We start from the raw sequence: 17,183 nt of genomic DNA on the forward strand, positions 1-17,183 counted from the left end.
CCCCCATGAACACCACCACCGCCGCACGCCGGGCCCGGGCCGGGGCCCGGGCGCGTCCGCACTTCTTCATGGCCATCAAGGCGGCTCTCGCCGCGATGCTGGCCTGGCTCGTGGTGCAGCCGCTCGGCGGGTTCGCCGCGGAGTACTCCTTCTACGCCCCGCTCGGCGCCCTGGCCGTCGTCTCCACCTCCGTGGTGCGCTCCGCCCGGAGCGCGCTCGAGGTCGTGCTCGCGATCCTCCTCGGCTCGGTGCTCGCGCTCATCGCCATCGGTGCTCCGCTGCCCGAGCCGATCCCCCTCGGGCTGGCCGTGGTGGCGGGCGTGATCGTCGGCGGTGCGGGCCTCGCCGGCGGGATGGGCAGCTGGGTGCCGCTGGCCGCCATGTTCGTGCTGGTCGCGGGCAAGGGCGACCCGATCGAGTACACCGCGGCGTACGGAGGCCTGACCGCCCTCGGCGCCGTGGTCGGCGTCGGGGTCTACGTCGCGTTCCCCCAGCTGCCGCTCACCCCGGCCGCCCTCGCCCAGGAGCGGCTCCGCACGGAGCTCGCCGACCACCTCGACGAGCTCGCCACGGCGCTCGAGCGGGAGATCGTCGGCGAACGGGACTGGAACTCGCTGCGGCACTCCCTGGCCGGTACGGCGCGTGACGCCGACGGCCTGATGGACGAGGCCCGCGACGCCAGGCGCGCCAACTGGAAGGCGGCCCGCTGGGCCGAGAGCACCGAGCGGCACGACCTGCGCGCTCAGGCCCTCCAGCGGCTCACCGGCTGCGTCGACGAGGTCATCGCCCTGGTCTCCGACCAGCGTGCGGAGATCCGCCACGACGACCCCGCCGCCGCCTCGCTCCGGGCGAGCACCGCCCAGGCCCTGCGGTGCGTCGCCGCCCTGCTTCGGGAGGAGGCCGATCCCGACGCAGCCCGCGCGGACGTCTCGGCCCTCCGCTCCCGCGTCGTCCAGGCCCAGAGCAGCACCGGCGACCACCACTTCGCCGCCGCCGCGATCGTGCTCAACCTCGAGCAGGCCGTCGAAGCCTGGACCTGACCTCGGCCGGCAGCTCAGGCGCGCGGTCGACGTCCGGGGTCACGGTCCGAGGTCGTGTTCAGGGTCATGTTCAGGGTCATGGTGACACCCGGTCGGCCACGGCCTGGGCGCACCCGAACGGCACCGTCAGGACCTGCCCGCCGACCCGCAGGTGGTAGCGGGTCCGACCCCGCTTCACCAGCGTGCCGGTGAGCCCGTCGTACTTGCTGCCGGGCGCGGCGATCCGCAGCCGGTCGCCGAGGCCGGCCGGCAGGTCGAACAGGGCGGGCTCGGAGGACTCGGACCGGGCCCGCGCCAGCTCGGCCCGGTAGCCGGCGGTCATGGCGGCCGGGGCGCCGCGGTAGGTCCACGTGAGCAGGTGGTCGGCGGAGAACCCCGGCGAGCAGGTCGCGCAGGACCCGGGCCGCGACGGGCGGCGGTGGCGGGTGATCCGATGACCGGCGGGGCAGGTGCCGACCCAGTCGCCGGCCACGCCAGGCAGCTGCGGGTCCGTGCACCGCTGGCCGCTGCACCCGATCCGCAGCGCGGCCGCCCGCCAGACCTCGTCGTGGCCGCGGCGCGGGCCGACCAGAGCGTGGGCGATCTCGTGGAGGATCGTGTCGCGCACCTCGGGCTCGGGGTGCAGGGTCGTCAGCGGCGCGCTGAGGCCGATCTCACGACGTGCGTGCCGGCAGACGCCGGCCCGCTGCTTGGCGCGGTCGAGGACCAGGGTCCAGGTCGTCAGTCCGTGCTGGTCGAGCAGCTCGCGTCCGAGCCGGCGCGCCGCCTCCAGGTCCATTCCGGTCTCCTCACCGCTCCCAGCAGTTCCTCGTCGGCAGAACGCTAGAGGCGGGCACCGACAACCCGTCAGACGTGGCCGCCCCGGCGAGCCGCCGACGCGCTACTCGGACTCGTGGGCGGCGAGGTACGCCGCCCGCACGGCGGCCGGGATCCGGCCCCGGTCCGAGACTTCGAGGGACGCAGCGATCGCCCAGGCCCGGATCTCGGCGGACGTCGGCTCGCGCGGCGGCAGCACGTTGCCGGTGGCCAGTCCACCGAAGTACAGCTCGCCCGGCTGGTCCTGCACGGCCTCGGCCAGGGCGGCCCCGAGGAACCGGTAGGTCCATTCCTGCGCGAGCTTCCTGGTTTCGCAGAACACGATCGGCACGTTCGGGAACGCCACCTGGCACTCCGCGAGCCCATCGGCGACCACGGCGGCGCGGACGATCTTGTGCTGGAAGGCGCGGGAGTAGCGGTCCTCGACGACCAGAGCGCCGTGCGGGACCGCGGCCAGGTCGGCGAGCTGGTACTTGAGCTTGCCGGTGGTCAACGAGCTGACCAGGTCGCCCAGCCCCTTGCGTTCCACGACGCCGACCGGCCGGCCTTGGTGCAGCACGGCGTAGTCACCGGCCGGCAACCGCTCCCGCCGAGTGGTGGCCTGCTGGGCCGAGAACGACCAGGCGTACCGCTCCGAGACGTCCACGACGATCTCGAGGTCCTCCAGCCCGCTGGCCCGTGCCCGCGGGGTCTGCACCCGCGGCCGGACCTGCTTGGCGGTCCGCGCGGTCTGCCAGAAGATCGCCTGCCGCCCGCCGCGGGCGAACGACATCACGAACTGCGACCGGTTCTCCCGGGCCCGGTCGAGGACGAGGTCGATGGCCGCGCCCCGACGTACGCAGGATCGCACCCCCACGCGCTCGACCACCTCGACGTCGGCCGGCCATTCCTCGAACCGGTGGCAGTAGACCTTGCTGGTCCGCGGCCACGCCTCTCGCGCCTTGAGCAGGATGCCGCGCTCGCCATAGGGGATCCGCAACAGGTACGGCAACGAGGAGTCGGCCTCCGGGTTGCGCGCGACCACGAAGTCGTCGTACGTCGTCTGTCGCGACGGCATGCCGGGAGTCTGCCACCCTCACCCGGCGATCTCGGCGACCCCCGCGAGCAGCCGCTCGACGTCGTCGGCGCTGCTGTACGGCGCGAGCCCGGCCCGCACCGCGCCGGTGTCGCCGAGGCCGATCCACCGCGATGCCTCGATCGCGTAGAAGCTGCTCGCCGGAGCGTTCACCCCCGCGGCGGCCAAGCGCTCGTAGACCTCCTGGTCCGCCCGGCCGGCGACGGAGAAGAACGCGGTCGGGGTGCGCCGCTCCGGGTCGCCGTACAGCGTGACGGCGTCGATCCCGCGCAGCCCGTCCAACAGCCTCGCGAACAGGGCCTCCTCGTGCTGCTCCACTGCCCGCATCGACTCCAGCACCCGGGTCCGCCGGTCCGCCGCGTCCGAGGCGAGGCCCGCGAGGTAGTCGACTGCAGCCGTGGTGCCGGCGAGCAGCTCGTAGGGCAGCGTCCCGAGCTCGAACCGCTCCGGGACCTGGTCGCCGGCCGGCACCAGCTTGTCCGGGTGGATCCGCTCCAGGAGCTCCGGTGCGGCGACCACGATGCCGTGGTGCGGGCCCAGGAACTTGTACGGCGAGCACGCGTAGAAGTCGGCGCCGATCGCCGCGACGTCCACGGGCACGTGCGGGGTCAGGTGCACCCCGTCGACGTAGAGCAGGGCACCCACCTCGTGCACCGCAGCCGCGATCGCCGGCACGTCGGGCCGGGTGCCGAGGACGTTCGACGCACCCGTCACCGCGACCAGCTTGGTCCTTGCCGACAGCTGCTCGCGGACGTCGTCGACGCCCAGCTCGCCGGTCTCCTGGTCGAACCCGGCCCACCGCACGGTCGCGCCCGCCGCCTGCGCCGCCTGCACCCACGGCCGGATGTTCCCGTCGTGGTCCAGGCGAGTGACCACCACCTCGTCACCCGGCCCCCACTCCTTGGCGAGCGCGCGGGAGACGTCGTACGTCGCCTGCGTCATCGACCGCGCGAACACCACCCCGCCCGGGTCGCAGCCGAGCAGGTCCGCGACCGCCGCCCGCGCACCGACCACGACGTCCTCGGCGCGCTGCTCGGCCGCCGTGACCTGGCCACGGTTGGAGATCCCGGACGTCATCGTCCCCGCCACCGCCTCGGCCACCTGCCGCGGCACCTGGCTGCCGCCCGGCCCGTCGAAGTAGGCGGTGCCGGAGTCGAGGGCCGGGAAGTCTTTGCGGATGCGGTCGACGTCGAAGGTCATGGGGACATCTTCTCCGCACGAGTCGATCTGAGGCTCGGCGGTCGGCTCATCGGCCTCCGGACGAGGGCCGGTCCTGACCCCGCTCGCACGCGATCCAGTCGTGGTCCGTGTCGAGTGCCCTGTTCGCGGCGTACACGGCCATGTCTACGACCGGCAGCTGCTTGCGGTGAAGGCTGTCGACTCCGGCCGTAGTGCCTACTCCGTTCGGATACACACCGCGAAGCTCCTTGCAGCTGTCATAGCTGACCGCCGGCTGCGGCACGATGGCCTTGGCGACATCGTCGCTGAGACTCGCGAGGCGCGGAAGTTGCGTCAGCCCGACCATGGCAACCACGACGACGAGCAACAGGCCGAAGAGCTGACGCTGAAGCCCGTGCCTCTTCCGGCTCTTCGGGCTGTGTCGCCGAGGCGGGGGTGCCGTGACCCGCGGCGTCGGCATAGGTCTGCGGCCAACAGGTCTCGCCGCGGAGGCGGGAACAGTTGATTGGGCTGCGGCACGGAACGCGATGTCGAGCTCGAGACCCGCCATCCGCGCTTGATCGACCGTCAGGGCAGGAGGTCGAGTCAAGAGCATCTCCCGGAGGTTCCCGGTCGAGCAGACCATCACGTCGTAACACCATCCTGCGAGGTGTTCCTCGCGGACGAAGCACAACACCGAGCGCGCTGTGGCCGCTGCCGGGGCGCTGACCAGACCGGCCACTGCCAGCGCCGCGTCACCGGCCGCGGCAACGATCTTGTCCTGCTTCCGACCGTCGCATCGGAACGTGTTGTCCCGGACATCGATCCGACCCGACCAGTTCTTGGAGTCGATCACGTAGATCCCAGGCGGACCGACGACCACGTGGTCGATGTTCGCGCGTGGACGACCGGGCCACTTGACGTCGTGGAAGACAGCCCATCCCTCGTGACGCAGTGCGTCGAGGATCGTCGCGGTGGCGCGTTCCCCGTGCGCCCCGCGCTCGTACATCTGGGCAGACCTCAGGAGTCGCTCGGCGCGTTCACGCTGGCGACGAGCCAGCTGCTCCGCTGATTCTCCTGCCATGTCGACCCCCGTCCGAGATGCAAGAGCGTCATCGGTCGAGCTCAGGCTCAACTTGAGCCTGGGGGAACGTGGGGCAGGAGAGACGGAGGCGGAAGTCGGTTCGGTGAAAGCTCAACGCATGATGGCGCGTGCTTGGGCTCACGCTGGCGCGTAGCGATCGGTCATCGGTCGAGCTGGACTTGAGGCTGGGCGGCACGACCACAACCCGAATGCCAGCCCGATGTCTGCATGGCCTGGCAAGCTCGGCCCGTGCACGAAGGTCTCTACGAGTCGCTCATCACTCCGGAACTTCGAGACCGCCTCCGAGCGACCGAGCGCTTGGCTGCGGCTGAACTCGCGGTCGACAAGGCGGACGAGCCACACGTCATCGCACAACACGTCGCTCAGGTTGTGCAGCGTCATCTCGAGAGCATCAGCGATCGCGGCCAGCGGTTGGCATCGGTGAACGCGGTTCTCACCGCGCTCGACTCGCGCGAGGCCATCGAGCCGCCCACGCGGCTGCTCGGCTCTCTGCTCGAGGAGCGGAGTGTGCGTGGCTCAGGGCGGTACGGATCCCGACCCAAGACCCCGTTGTCAGAGGCCGCACTCCTCACGAATGCACGCGATGAGCCGAGTCTTGCGGCCGAGCTCCGGGCCGAGATGGCCTCGGCCGACTCCGTCGACCTGCTCTGTGCCTTCGTCAGATGGCATGGAGTCCGCCTACTCGACGACGACCTTCGGGAACTGCAACGGGCGGGCATCCCCTTCAGGGTCGTCACCACCACCTATCTCGGATCCACCGAGCGTCGAGCGCTCGATCGGCTCGTCGAGGAGTTCGGTGCCGAAGTGCGCGTGCAGTACGACTCGCAGCGGACCCGCCTCCACGCGAAGGCCTGGCTGTTCCGTCGTGACACCGGTTTCGACACGGCGTACGTCGGCTCCTCCAACCTGTCGCGCGCCGCGCTCCTGGATGGGGTCGAGTGGAACGTACGTCTGTCCAAGATCGCCACCCCGAGCCTGCTCCAGAAGTTCGAGGCGACGTTCGACTCGTACTGGAACGACGCCAGCTTCGAACGCTACGACCCCGCGCAGGATCGCGATCGTCTCGACGATGCACTCCTCGAGGCCAGCGGCCGCAAGCAGCACGACCGCGTCACGCTCACGCTGTCGGGTCTCGAGGTCCGGCCCTACGCCTACCAGCAGAAGATGCTCGACGACCTCGACGTCGAGCGGACGATCCGTGGTCGACACCGCAACCTGGTCGTGGCGGCGACCGGAACGGGCAAGACGGTCGTCGCCGCGCTCGACTACCGGCGGCTGGCCGGGCACACGCCCGGTCGTCGACCGACGCTTCTCTTCGTCGCCCACCGCGCCGAGATCCTGGAGCAGTCCCGTCGGACCTACCGCGAGGTGCTGGCCGACGGGAGTTTCGGAGAGTCTTGGTACGGCGGCACCCGGCCCGAGCGCGGGGAGCACGTGTTCGCCAGCGTGCAGTCGCTCCACTCCTACGGGATCCACCAGATCCCGCCCGACGCCTTCGACGTCGTCGTGATCGACGAGTTCCACCACGCCGAGGCGCCGACGTACCGCCGGATCATCGAGCATCTGACGCCGCGGGAGCTACTCGGCCTGACGGCAACGCCGGAGCGGACCGATGGCACCGACGTCCGCGACTTCTTCGATGGCCGGATCGCCACCGAGTTGCGCCTCTGGGATGCCCTGGAGTCCGACCTGTTGTGCCCGTTCCACTACTTCGCCGTCGCCGACAACACCGACCTGTCGGCGATCACGTGGCGGCGAGGACGTTACGACGACGCCGAGTTGGAGAACCTCTACACCGGCAACGATGCTCGCGCGGCGATCGTCCTGCGCGAGCTCAACGACAAGGTCGGCAACCTGTCGACGATGCGCGCCTTGGGCTTCTGCGTCAGCGTTGCGCACGCGCATTACATGGCGAAGGTCTTCAACGACGCCGGAATCCCTTCGGTGGCCGTGAGTGGTGAGACTGCGCCGACGGCGCGACAGCAGGCGCTGAGCGATCTGCGGGGCCGTCGGGTGAATGTCGTGTTCGCAGTCGACCTGTTCAACGAAGGCCTGGACATTCCCGAGATCGATACCGTTCTGTTTCTGCGCCCGACCGAGAGCGCAACGGTGTTCCTTCAGCAGTTCGGTCGCGGCCTGAGGCGTACGACCGACAAGGCCGTCCTCACCGCCCTCGACTTCGTCGGCCACCAGCACGCCGAGTTCCGCTGGGACGCCAAGCTCCGCGCCCTCACCGGACGCGCCCGAGGCGAGCTCGTCAAGGACGTCGAGGAGGGCTTTCCGTTCCTTCCATCTGGCAGCCAGATCATCCTCGACCGCACCTCGCAGGAGCTCATCCTCGAGAACGTCAAGGCCCAGGTCACCCGGCGCTGGCCCCAGGTGGTCCAGGAACTGCGGTCCATGGGCGACACCTCATTGCCAGACTTCCTGGCGCGGTCCGGGCTGCCGCTCTCCGAGGTGCTTCGGCAGGGCAAGAAGTCCTGGACCCAGCTCCGGGTCGACGCGGGCCTACCTGTTCGCGTGCGCAGCGCGTACGCCGCCGGCCTCGCCAAACGGAATCGCGCTCTCGCCCACGTCGACGACCCCGAGCGAGCTACCACCTATCTCCAACTGCTGGCGGACGATGCCCCGGCATACCGGGACCTGGGCCAGGCCGATCAGCGGTACGCACGCATGCTGTTCTTCTCGCTGTGGCCGGACGGGGGCGGCTTCTCGTCGTACGACGCGGGCCTCAACGCGCTCCGTCGGGAGGAGGCCATGCGCGACGAACTCCGCGAGGTCGTCGACCTCGCACTCGATGGCGCGCAGCACGTCACCACCCCTCTCGTTGGTGGGCTCAGTGCCTACCCGCTGCGCGTCCACGGCCGGTATCAGCGCGAGGAGATCCTGGCTGCCGTCGACTACGCCACCCTCGACCGCAAGCCGACCAGCATGATGCAGGGCGTCGCGTTCGCCCCCGCGGCAAACGCCGACCTGCTCATGGCCACGCTCAAGAAGTCGGAGGCCGACTACTCCCCCACGACGATGTACCGCGACTACCCGATCAGCCCGACGCTCTTCCACTGGGAGTCGCAGAACGTCACGACGGTCGGCTCACCCACCGGCCAGCGGTACGTCAACGGCACCAGCAACATCCTGCTGTTCGTGCGCGACACACAGCATGACCCCTTCGGCACCGCGCCCTACCAGTTCCTCGGCCCGGCTACGTACGTGAGCCATCAGGGCGAACGACCGATCGCGATCACCTGGAAGCTCGAGCACGCCATGCCGACCGACCTCTTCCGGGCGGCCAGCGTGGCGGCGCAGTAGCGGACCCGATCGCCTGCGGATGCCGCAGCCACGTGCCAATTGATCGATCAAAACCGCATTCGCGCGAGCTGCGGGATTGCTCGAATCCCCTGCAGGCACACGAACTCAGGCCTAACGTCTGGCTCGGACCGGTCGAAGTCGAGCGAACGGGAAGCGTGATGACTGGCTACACCATCATTGACCTCGAGACCACCGGGCTCTTCCCGCAGAAGCATGACCGAATCGTTGAGATCGGCCTCATTGAGGTTTCAGACTCAGGAGCGATCGAGCGCGAGTGGGCCACCCTCGTCAACCCGCAGCGCGACGTGGGCCCGACGCACATCCATGGCATTACGGCGCGCGACGTGCTCGATGCCCCGACCTTCCAGGAAGTTGCTCCATACCTGATCGGTTCGCTGGCCGGTCGTACTCTGGTTGCGCACAACGCACGCTTCGACACCCAGTTCCTCGACTACGAGTTTGAGCGCGCCAGCGTCGGAACGCGACCGCCTACGCCGTCACTGTGCACCATGCAGCTGTCGAGTTCGTATCTACGAGGCGCGTCTCGAAAGCTGAAGGACTGCTGCGTTGCCGCAAACGTTCCGCACGCGGACGAGCACACGGCCCTCGGTGACGCCCGAGCCGTCGCTGGTCTTCTCAACTATTACCTCGTCAATACCGACAGACCGGTGCCGTGGTCCGCTGTCTTGGAATCCACACGGCGTCACTGGTGGCCGGCCCCCGGGCCAACGCCGGGCAGGCCCCGCTCAGTACTTCGGTCTGCCACTCCTCGAGAACCGGCCGCCTGGCTGGACCGCATCACCTCGACCCTGCCGCGTAACCCCAATCCCATGGTCGAGGCGTACCTCGACGTTCTGGAGCAGGCACTGCTCGACGGATACCTGTCCGCACACGAGGAGAACGCCCTCGTTGACCTCGCGCTATCTCTTGGCTTGCACCGCGACCATTTGGCCGCGGTCCATGCCACGTACCTCGATTCAATGGCGATCGCGGCCTGGGCCGACGGCATGGTGACCGAGACCGAGCTGGCGGATCTCACTAGTGTTGCGACGGCGCTCGGCTTACCGACCGACTTGGTGAGGGTGGCCATCAAGAGGGCCAAGAACGTCGCGGCGCACGCGACGAGCGAGGGCGGTTTCAAGTTGTGTGTTGGTGATCAGGTTGTGTTCACCGGCGAGCTGTCTGTCCCACGCGACCAGTTAATCGACTTGGCACAACAAGCTGGCTTGAAGCATGGCGGAGTCAATAAGAGCACCAAGCTCGTCGTCGCCGCAGATCCCGATTCCCAGAGTGGCAAAGCCGCGAAGGCTCGCAGCTACGGAATACCCGTCGTCACGGAGGCAGCCTTCGCTCGTATGCTCGCCGACCTCCACTAGTTGCCCATCAGCCCGGTGGCTGGCGCGCATGTCAATCCGCCACCTCTCCACCTCAGACTTGCCGTCGCCGTACTTGAGCGCCCTGTGGCGGGCAGACGTAGGTAGGCCCCGGATCCTCGGGGCTCCCCGAGCTCAGGCACCTGACGTTCCTGCTCAGGCTGCGCGCGTGACACGACCCCTATGTCAGGTGCGGCCACCAGCAACGCAGTCGGGCCCGCCACCTCGCGGTGACGAGCCCGACTGACGTACCGAACGATCAGCTGCAGCCGCTGGTACTGCCGCAGCCCTCGCAGACGTAGCAGGAGCCGGCGGGGCGCATCTTGGTGCCGCAGGTGAAGCACAGCGGGCTGTCGACGGCGGTGCCGGTGATCTGCTCGAGGAGCTCGGCGGAGGTGTGGGCCGTCTTCACAGGCCCTGCCTTCACCTCCGGGGTCTCGACAAGCTCGACCACCGGTGCCTCCTCGACCACCGTGGCTTCCTCGATGTCGTGGTCGTGGTCGGCGATCAGCTCGGCGGCGGAGCCGGTCTCCTCGATGGGCTCGTACGAGCCGGTCTCGAGGTAGCGCTGACGCTCGTCGGCGGAGTAGATCCCCAGGCCCTGGCGGGTCTCGAAGTCGAGGTAGTCCAGGGCGAGGCGGCGGAAGATGTAGTCCATGATCGACTGCGCCATCCGCACGTCCGCGTCGTCGGTGAGGCCGGCCGGCTCGAAGCGCAGGTTGGTGAACTTCGAGACGTAGGTCTCCAGCGGGACGCCGTACTGCAGGCCGATGCTGACCGCGATCGAGAACGCATCCATCACGCCGGCCAGGGTCGAGCCCTGCTTGCCGAGCTTGAGGAAGATCTCGCCCAGCTCGCCGTCGTCGTGGGCACCCGAGGTCATGTAGCCCTCGGCGCCACCCACCGTGAACGAGGTGGTGCGCGAGACGCGGGACTTCGGCAGCCGCTTGCGGGTCGGGGCGTAGACGATCTTCTCCACGACCTTGGTCGGCTCGCCGGCCGCAGCGTCGGTGCCCGCGTCGGCCTTCTTGGCCTTGGCGTCGGCCAGCGGCTGGCCCACCTTCGCGTTGTCGCGGTAGATGGCGGTCGCCTTGAGGCCGAGCTTCCAGGACTGCAGGTAGATGTCCTCGACGTCCTCAACGGTGGCCGTCTCCGGGAGGTTGACGGTTTTCGAGATCGCACCGCTCAAAAATGGCTGGGCGGCGGCCATCATCCGCACGTGACCCATCGGCTTGAGCGAGCGAACGCCCATCGCGGTGTCGAAGACCTCGTAGTGCTCGGTCCGCAGGCCCGGGGCGTCGACCACGTGGCCGTGCTCGGCGATGTAGGCGACGATCGCCTCGATCTGCTCGGGCTGGTAGCCGAGCTTCTTCAGGGCCCGCGGGACCGTCTGGTTGACGATCTGCATCGAGCCGCCGCCGACCAGCTTCTTGAACTTGACCAGCGAGAAGTCCGGCTCGATGCCGGTCGTGTCGCAGTCCATCATGAAGCCGATGGTCCCGGTGGGCGCGAGCACCGAGGCCTGCGCGTTGCGGAAGCCGTGGGTCGCGCCGAGCTCGATCACGTCGGCCCAGGCCTGGGTGGCGAGCTTGTGCACCTGGCTGTCGGTGATGGCGAGCGTGCGGACCGTGTCGTTGGCGGCCTGGTGCTTGCGCATCACCCGCTTGTGGGCCTCCGCGTTGCGGGCGTAGCCGTTGTAGGGGCCCACGACACCGGCCAGCTCGGCCGAGCGCTTGTACGACGTGCCGGTCATCAGCGAGGTGATCGCGGCGGCCATCGCGCGACCACCGTCGGAGTCGTAGCCCAGGCCCATCGCCATCAGCAGCGCGCCGAGGTTGGCGTAGCCGATGCCGAGCTGGCGGTAGTCGACGGTGGTCCGGCCGATCGCCTCGGTCGGGAAGTCCGCGAAGCAGATCGAGATGTCCATCGCGGTGATGATCACCTCGACGGCCTTCGCGAACAGCTCGGCGTCGAAGGTGTCGTCGTCCTTGAGGAACTTCAGCAGGTTCAGCGAGGCGAGGTTGCACGAGGAGTTGTCCAGCGACATGTACTCCGAGCACGGGTTGGACGCGGTGATCCGCCCGGTCTCGGGGTTGGTGTGCCAGTCGTTGATGGTGTCGTCGTACTGCAGGCCCGGGTCGGCGCACTCCCACGCGGCCTGGCTGATCTTGCGGAACAGCTCACGGGCGTCGACGCGCTCGATGACCTCGCCGGTCTTGCGGGCGCGCAGGCCGAAGTCGGTGCCGTCCTCGACCGCACGCATGAACTCGTCGCTGACCCGCACCGAGTTGTTGGCGTTCTGGTACTGGACCGAGGTGATGTCCTTGCCGCCGAGGTCCATGTCGAAGCCGGCGTCGCGCAGCGCGCGGATCTTGTCCTCCTCGCGCGCCTTGGTCTCGATGAACTCCTCGATGTCGGGGTGGTCGACGTCCAGGACGACCATCTTCGCCGCGCGCCGGGTGGCGCCACCGGACTTGATGGTGCCGGCGGAGGCGTCGGCGCCACGCATGAACGAGACCGGGCCCGACGCGGTGCCGCCGGAGGAGAGCAGCTCCTTGGAGGAGCGGATCCGGGAGAGGTTCAAGCCGGCGCCCGAGCCGCCCTTGAAGATGAAGCCCTCCTCCTTGTACCAGTTCAGGATCGAGTCCATCGAGTCGTCGACGGAGAGGATGAAGCAGGCCGAGACCTGCTGCGGCGACGGGGTGCCGACGTTGAACCAGACGGGGCTGTTGAAGGAGAAGTACTGGTGCACGAGCAGCCAGGTCAGCTCGTGTTCGAAGACCTCGGCATCGCCGACCGTGGCGAAGTAGCCGTGGTCGACGCCGGCCTTGGTGTAGGTCTTCACGACCCGGTCGACCAGCTGCTTGAGGCTCCACTCGCGGGCGTCGGTGCCGACCGCACCGCGGAAGTACTTGGTGGTGACGATGGTCGAGGCGTTGACCGACCAGGTGTCGGGGAACTCCACGCCGCGCTGCTCGAAGACGGTCTCACCGGTCTTCCAGTTGGTCTGCACGACGTCGCGGCGCTCCCAGGTCAGCTCGTCGTACGGGTGCACCCCCTCGGTGCTGAAGACCCGCTCGATCTTCAGGCCGGTCTTGGCGCCGGTGCGCCCGCTCACGGTCTCGGTCATCCCTCTTTGTCCCGTCTCTCGAGGTGGTGTTGCTTCGATCATTGCCCTGAGCACCGACACCGCTCGGGTGAGCGGCCGGGCTCGATGTGGTGCGCCCGGCGCGTGCAGCTTCCCCACTACACACGCCGGGCGGTCTGGGGTCAGCCCGTCGCGACGGGCTGAGGTGGGGCCGGCTCCGTGGCCGGCACCGTCACCGGCTCGATCGCGACGGCCGGGCGCTCGGCGCGCAGCATCGCGATCTCGTCCTCGAAGTCGTCGGCCGACTCGAAGGCGCGGTAGACGCTGGCGAAGCGCAGGTAGGCGACCTCGTCGAGCTCGCGCAGCGGACCCAGGATCGCCAGGCCGACCTCGTGGGCCGGGACCTCGGCCGCCCCGTCCAACCGGAGCGCGTCCTCGACCGCCTGGCCCAGGCACGCGAGCTGGTCCTCGGTGACCGGACGGCCCTTGCAGGCCTTCCGGACCCCGGCGACGGCCTTCTCCCGGGTGAACGGCTCGGACGCGCCGGAGCGCTTGAGCACGGTCAGCTGCATCAGCTCCACGGTCGTGAACCGCTTCGCGCAGGCCGAGCAGGTACGCCGGCGGCGGATCGATCCGCCGTCGTCGGCGACTCGCGAGTCGAGGACCCGGGTGTCGGTGTTGCGGCAGTACGGACAGTGCACGGGTCACTCCTCTCCGGTGGGCTGCGCAGGGGTCGCCGAGAATCCCCAGGAGGGGTGGGCGCGGGCTGTGGATATCGGGGGTTCCGCTGTGTACAACAAGGGGCGAGCTGTGGGTCTTCCACCCTGGACCTGTGAGTCGCCGAGGCGCTTCTGGGGACTAGATGTGGATAACTACACCGTTGTAAGTACTAGATGTAGTGGTAACCGTACGCCCGGCCCCCAGGGCTGCGCAAGTAGCCCGCGGAAGTTCTTGCGGCGATCGCCGGCCACGCGGCAAACCTGCAGGTCAGGGCCCCTCCGGGCATCGGATCGGGGGGCTCGCGAGGGCGTGTCGCGGCCTCGTCCCCCGCCGTCCCCGGACCTGCTGCCGGGCCCGGGCGCCGCGCCCGGGAAGCCCCTCGGCGCGGCGGTCGGTGCGGCGGTCGGTGCGGCCGGCCGATGCACGATCCGCCCCCGGATAGACCACCCGCACGGGTGGTTTATCGCTCCACCAGTCCGGGGCAAGACAACCAAGACGGTCGTGAAAGGGCCGCAGCACAAAGGGCCCCAGGACAATCGAAGACAGGAGAGGTCACCCCCGATGACTGCAGGGATTGCACCGAGCCGTTCCGACGAGACCATCCGTCTCTTCACCCTCCGCTCCGCCGCCGACCCGGCAGAGCGGGCCGAGATCGAGGACCAGCTGATCCGCCTGAACATGGCGGTGGCCGTGGACGCGACCCGTCGCTTCCGCGGGCGCGGCATCGCCACCGACGACCTCGAGCAGGTCGCGTACGTCGGCCTGGTCAAGGCGGTCAAGGGTTTCGACCCGGACCGCGGCCACGACTTCTTGAGCTTCGCGATCCCGACCATCCGCGGCGAGGTCCGCCGGCACTTCCGCGACCTCGGCTGGACGGTGCGCCCGCCCCGCTCCATCCAGGAGGCGCAGACCAAGATCATCGCCTGCGAGGGCGAGCTCTACCAGCAGCTCGGCCGGGCGCCGCGCCCCTCGGAGATCGCCGAGCACCTCGGCCTCGACCGCGACCTCGTGGTGGAGGCGCTCGGCGCCAGCGGCTGCTTCGCGCCGGCCTCGCTCGACGCCCCCGCGCACGAGGGCGACGACGACCCGATCGGGCGCCGCCTGGGCTTCACCGACGAGGGCTTCGACGTGGCCGAGGCCCGCGCGGTGCTCGCGCCGGTGCTCGCGAAGCTCTCGAAGCGGGAGCGGATCATCGTGGAGATGCGCTTCTTCCGCGGCTGCACCCAGGCCCAGATCGGCGAGGCGATCGGCGTGACCCAGATGCAGGTCTCGCGGCTGCTGACGCGGCTGATGGCCCGGCTGCGCGAGGAGCTGAACGTCACGCTCGCCGCCTGAGCCTCGCCGTCTGAACCTCGCCGCCTGAGCCCGGCCCCGGGCCGATCCGTGCGGCCACCGGCGTGCGCCGCGCGCACCGGCCCCGGGTGGCCGGAGGGCGACCGGGGATCGGCGACAATGGCGCGGTGGCAGGCAGGGCGACGGGGAGCACGGCGGGCAAGCGCGCGGGATCGCGTCGCGGGCCGCGGCGCCGGGCCCGGTTCCAGCCGGCGCTGCTGCTGCTCGCACTCGGGATCACCGCGTGCATCGTGGCGTGGGGCTACCTGGTGTACGCCGCGATCGACTTCGGCTCGACCGCCCGCGGCGGTGACCGGACGGCGTGGTGGTTCCTGGCCCTGGCCTCGGTCGGCGCCGTGGCCTGCCTGTTCGTCGGCCTGATGCTGCTCGCGCGGGTGCTGCGCCGGCTCGGCATCACCGGCGGCCCGCCGCCGCGCTCCGGACCGGCCCCGGCCGAGCCGGCCGCCGAGGACGATCGCACCCGTCCCATCGGCGGACGCCGCGCCGCCCGCTGAGGCCACGGCCGCGCTCGCACGGGGCCGGTCCGCCACGAAACTCGTGCCTGGACGACGCAGCTTCATCGTCCAGGCGCGAGGTTCATCGGCCGACCGACGAAACTGGGCGCGGCCCCGGCACCCCACCAGGACGCCGCGAGGGGCGGGGCCACCAGGCCCCGCCCCTCGTCTTCCCCGGCTCGTCAGCCGGGGTCGAGGCGGCTGACGATGTCTGTGTGGGCCTGCGTGGGCCTTGGTGTGGGTCTGTGAGGGCGCCTACTCCACCGGCACCAGGAGGCGCTGGCCGGCGACGACCATGCCGGAGTCGAGGGCGTTGAGCCGCTGGATCCGGTCGACCATCGCGCGCACGTCGCCGTCGTCGGAGAGGCCGGCGGCGATGTCCCAGAGCGTGTCGCCGGTGCCGACCATCACCACGCGGGTGGGCTCCGGGTGGCCCGACTCGCCGGTGGCGACCGAGCCGCCGGCCAGCACGAAGCCGATCGCCAGGATCGCGAGCACCGCGACCGCGAGCACCACCAGGCGGCCACGGCGGGTCAGCCGGACCGCGCCGCGGCGGGCGGCTGCGGAGCGCACCACCCGAGCCGGGTGGGCGGGAATCGTCATCGTGCTCATCGTGACCTCCTGGGGAAGCGGCGGTCTGCCTGGGGTCCTGCTCTCTCGACGTCAGTTCTAGTGGTGGCCACCGACAGTCCCCGCGGGACGGTCTGGACCAGGCACTCGATCAGACGTTCGATCGAACATGTGTACGACGATAGAGCACGTGTTCGAACCGATCAAGGAGCGACACGAACATTTGTTCGATGGCCGCGGGGCGGCCCCGCGACGGTCCTCAGCGGCCCTTCGCGATCGCCCGACGGCCCTGGGCGGCGAACAGGCCGGTGGCACGGGCGGCGACGGACGGCGCGAGGGTCGTGGCCCGCACCAGCCCGCCCCGCCAGGCCGGGACGGTGCGCACCACCCGGCCGGTCCCGAGCAGCCCGACCGCGGCCGCGGCGACCTCCTCGACGGTGAGGATCCGCCCGCCGGAGTGCACGAGCGCGGCGCCCAGGCCCCCGGGCGTCTGCGCGTCGAGCATCGCGGTCCGCACGCCGTCCGGGCACAGGGCGTGCACCCGGACCCGGCGCGGGGTCTCCGCGGCCACCGACATCGAGGCGGAGACGATCGCGGCCTTGGTGGCGGCGTACACGCTGTAGCCCGGCACCGGGCCGAGGCCCGCGAGCGAGGCGGTGTTGACGACGTCGCCGCCGCGCGGGCCGAAGGCGGCCACCGCGGCCCGCATCCCCCACAGGGTGCCGAGCAGGTTCACCTCGACCACCCGCCGCACGGCCTCGTCGGTGAGGTCGCCGATCAGGCCGTCGTCGCCGACCCCGGCGTTGTTGAACCAGGCCGCCAGCTCGCCGTGCCGCATCGCCGCGGCCGCCGCGGCGCGGTGCGCGTCCGGGTCGCGTACGTCGAGCCCGCGCCCCTCGGCCGCGCCGATCTGCTCCGCGCAGGACCGCGCCGCCGCCTCGTCCACGTCGCCGACGACCACGGCGTACCCCTCCGCCACCAGCCGCTCGGCGATCCCGCGCCCGATGCCGCGCGCCCCGCCCGTGACGACCGCGCTGCGGCCACTCGCCCCGCGCCTGCTTGAACCTCGGAGTGCACCCATG

General features: G+C 70.2%; 14 protein-coding genes. 5 read left to right on the forward strand and 9 right to left on the reverse strand.

From position 1 onward, the window contains the following. Positions 1–5: 5 nt before the first annotated feature. The gene (locus tag NOCA_RS20710; RefSeq protein WP_041546751.1) at positions 6–1,040 is read left to right on the forward strand and encodes a hypothetical protein; all 1,035 of its coding nucleotides are present in this window, start codon (positions 6–8) and stop codon (positions 1,038–1,040) included. Positions 1,041–1,116: 76 nt separating this feature from the next. Here the strand turns inward: NOCA_RS20710 and NOCA_RS20715 are convergent, their stop codons facing one another. The 5 genes from NOCA_RS20715 to NOCA_RS28330 form a co-directional block, all read right to left on the reverse strand. After that, positions 1,117–1,818, reverse strand: a complete 702-nt coding sequence (locus NOCA_RS20715) for a SprT family zinc-dependent metalloprotease (RefSeq protein ID WP_011757236.1) — start codon at positions 1,816–1,818, stop codon at positions 1,117–1,119. A gap of 102 nt (positions 1,819–1,920) precedes the next feature. Further along, positions 1,921–2,913, reverse strand: a complete 993-nt coding sequence (locus NOCA_RS28325; RefSeq protein ID WP_011757237.1) for an ERCC4 domain-containing protein — start codon at positions 2,911–2,913, stop codon at positions 1,921–1,923. A gap of 18 nt (positions 2,914–2,931) precedes the next feature. Next, a complete protein-coding gene (locus tag NOCA_RS20725; RefSeq protein WP_011757238.1) occupies positions 2,932–4,131 on the reverse strand; it encodes a cysteine desulfurase-like protein in 1,200 nt (399 codons plus the stop codon). 46 nt (positions 4,132–4,177) lie between these two features. Then, entirely contained in the window at positions 4,178–5,098 is a 921-nt protein-coding gene (locus NOCA_RS26085; RefSeq protein WP_049774425.1) for a nuclease-related domain-containing protein, read from the reverse strand. A 213-nt stretch (positions 5,099–5,311) separates the two neighbouring features. After that, positions 5,312–5,575, reverse strand: a complete 264-nt coding sequence (locus NOCA_RS28330) for a hypothetical protein (protein ID WP_238383376.1) — start codon at positions 5,573–5,575, stop codon at positions 5,312–5,314. A gap of 39 nt (positions 5,576–5,614) precedes the next feature. On the opposite strand from NOCA_RS28330, the gene NOCA_RS20735 reads away from it, so the two are divergent. Both NOCA_RS20735 and NOCA_RS20740 read left to right on the forward strand, forming a co-directional pair. Next, positions 5,615–8,503 (forward strand): DUF3427 domain-containing protein, encoded by a 2,889-nt coding sequence (locus NOCA_RS20735; RefSeq protein WP_238383377.1) that lies wholly within the window; start codon positions 5,615–5,617, stop codon positions 8,501–8,503. Positions 8,504–8,661: 158 nt separating this feature from the next. Next, positions 8,662–9,879: an exonuclease domain-containing protein gene (locus tag NOCA_RS20740; RefSeq protein WP_011757241.1), complete on the forward strand. Its 1,218-nt coding sequence runs from the start codon at positions 8,662–8,664 to the stop codon at positions 9,877–9,879. Positions 9,880–10,135: 256 nt separating this feature from the next. Here NOCA_RS20740 and NOCA_RS20745 read toward each other — a convergent pair whose 3' ends face one another. Both NOCA_RS20745 and nrdR read right to left on the reverse strand, forming a co-directional pair. Continuing rightward, complete coding sequence (locus NOCA_RS20745) at positions 10,136–13,006, reverse strand: vitamin B12-dependent ribonucleotide reductase (RefSeq protein ID WP_011757242.1); 2,871 nt, start codon at positions 13,004–13,006, stop codon at positions 10,136–10,138. A gap of 140 nt (positions 13,007–13,146) precedes the next feature. After that, the gene (gene nrdR, locus NOCA_RS20750; RefSeq protein ID WP_011757243.1) at positions 13,147–13,665 is read right to left on the reverse strand and encodes a transcriptional regulator NrdR; all 519 of its coding nucleotides are present in this window, start codon (positions 13,663–13,665) and stop codon (positions 13,147–13,149) included. A 580-nt stretch (positions 13,666–14,245) separates the two neighbouring features. Here nrdR and NOCA_RS20755 point away from each other — a divergent pair. Next, entirely contained in the window at positions 14,246–15,019 is a 774-nt protein-coding gene (locus NOCA_RS20755) for a sigma-70 family RNA polymerase sigma factor (protein WP_011757244.1), read from the forward strand. A gap of 125 nt (positions 15,020–15,144) precedes the next feature. Then, positions 15,145–15,531, forward strand: coding sequence for a hypothetical protein (locus tag NOCA_RS20760; RefSeq protein ID WP_041546753.1), 387 nt, complete (start codon positions 15,145–15,147; stop codon positions 15,529–15,531). A gap of 255 nt (positions 15,532–15,786) precedes the next feature. Here NOCA_RS20760 and NOCA_RS20765 read toward each other — a convergent pair whose 3' ends face one another. Both NOCA_RS20765 and NOCA_RS20770 read right to left on the reverse strand, forming a co-directional pair. After that, positions 15,787–16,143 (reverse strand): LysM peptidoglycan-binding domain-containing protein, encoded by a 357-nt coding sequence (locus NOCA_RS20765; RefSeq protein ID WP_011757246.1) that lies wholly within the window; start codon positions 16,141–16,143, stop codon positions 15,787–15,789. 217 nt (positions 16,144–16,360) lie between these two features. After that, positions 16,361–17,182, reverse strand: a complete 822-nt coding sequence (locus tag NOCA_RS20770) for an SDR family NAD(P)-dependent oxidoreductase (RefSeq protein WP_041546754.1) — start codon at positions 17,180–17,182, stop codon at positions 16,361–16,363. Position 17,183 lies beyond the last annotated feature (1 nt).

The organism is Nocardioides sp. JS614, from assembly GCF_000015265.1.
Classification (GTDB): Bacteria; Actinomycetota; Actinomycetes; order Propionibacteriales; family Nocardioidaceae; genus Nocardioides.

Bases quoted from the DNA above. Each gene is read 5' to 3' on its own strand.
- NOCA_RS20710 (WP_041546751.1), top strand. From the start codon at position 6: ATGAACACCACCACCGCCGCACGCCGGGCCCGGGCCGGGGCCCGGGCG.
- NOCA_RS20715 (WP_011757236.1), bottom strand. From the start codon at position 1,818: ATGGACCTGGAGGCGGCGCGCCGGCTCGGACGCGAGCTGCTCGACCAG.
- NOCA_RS28325 (WP_011757237.1), bottom strand. From the start codon at position 2,913: ATGCCGTCGCGACAGACGACGTACGACGACTTCGTGGTCGCGCGCAAC.
- NOCA_RS20725 (WP_011757238.1), bottom strand. From the start codon at position 4,131: ATGACCTTCGACGTCGACCGCATCCGCAAAGACTTCCCGGCCCTCGAC.
- NOCA_RS26085 (WP_049774425.1), bottom strand. From the start codon at position 5,098: ATGTACGAGCGCGGGGCGCACGGGGAACGCGCCACCGCGACGATCCTC.
- NOCA_RS28330 (WP_238383376.1), bottom strand. From the start codon at position 5,575: ATGACGCTGCACAACCTGAGCGACGTGTTGTGCGATGACGTGTGGCTC.
- NOCA_RS20740 (WP_011757241.1), top strand. From the start codon at position 8,662: ATGACTGGCTACACCATCATTGACCTCGAGACCACCGGGCTCTTCCCG.
- NOCA_RS20745 (WP_011757242.1), bottom strand. From the start codon at position 13,006: ATGACCGAGACCGTGAGCGGGCGCACCGGCGCCAAGACCGGCCTGAAG.
- NOCA_RS20755 (WP_011757244.1), top strand. From the start codon at position 14,246: ATGACTGCAGGGATTGCACCGAGCCGTTCCGACGAGACCATCCGTCTC.
- NOCA_RS20765 (WP_011757246.1), bottom strand. From the start codon at position 16,143: ATGAGCACGATGACGATTCCCGCCCACCCGGCTCGGGTGGTGCGCTCC.
- NOCA_RS20770 (WP_041546754.1), bottom strand. From the start codon at position 17,182: ATGGGTGCACTCCGAGGTTCAAGCAGGCGCGGGGCGAGTGGCCGCAGC.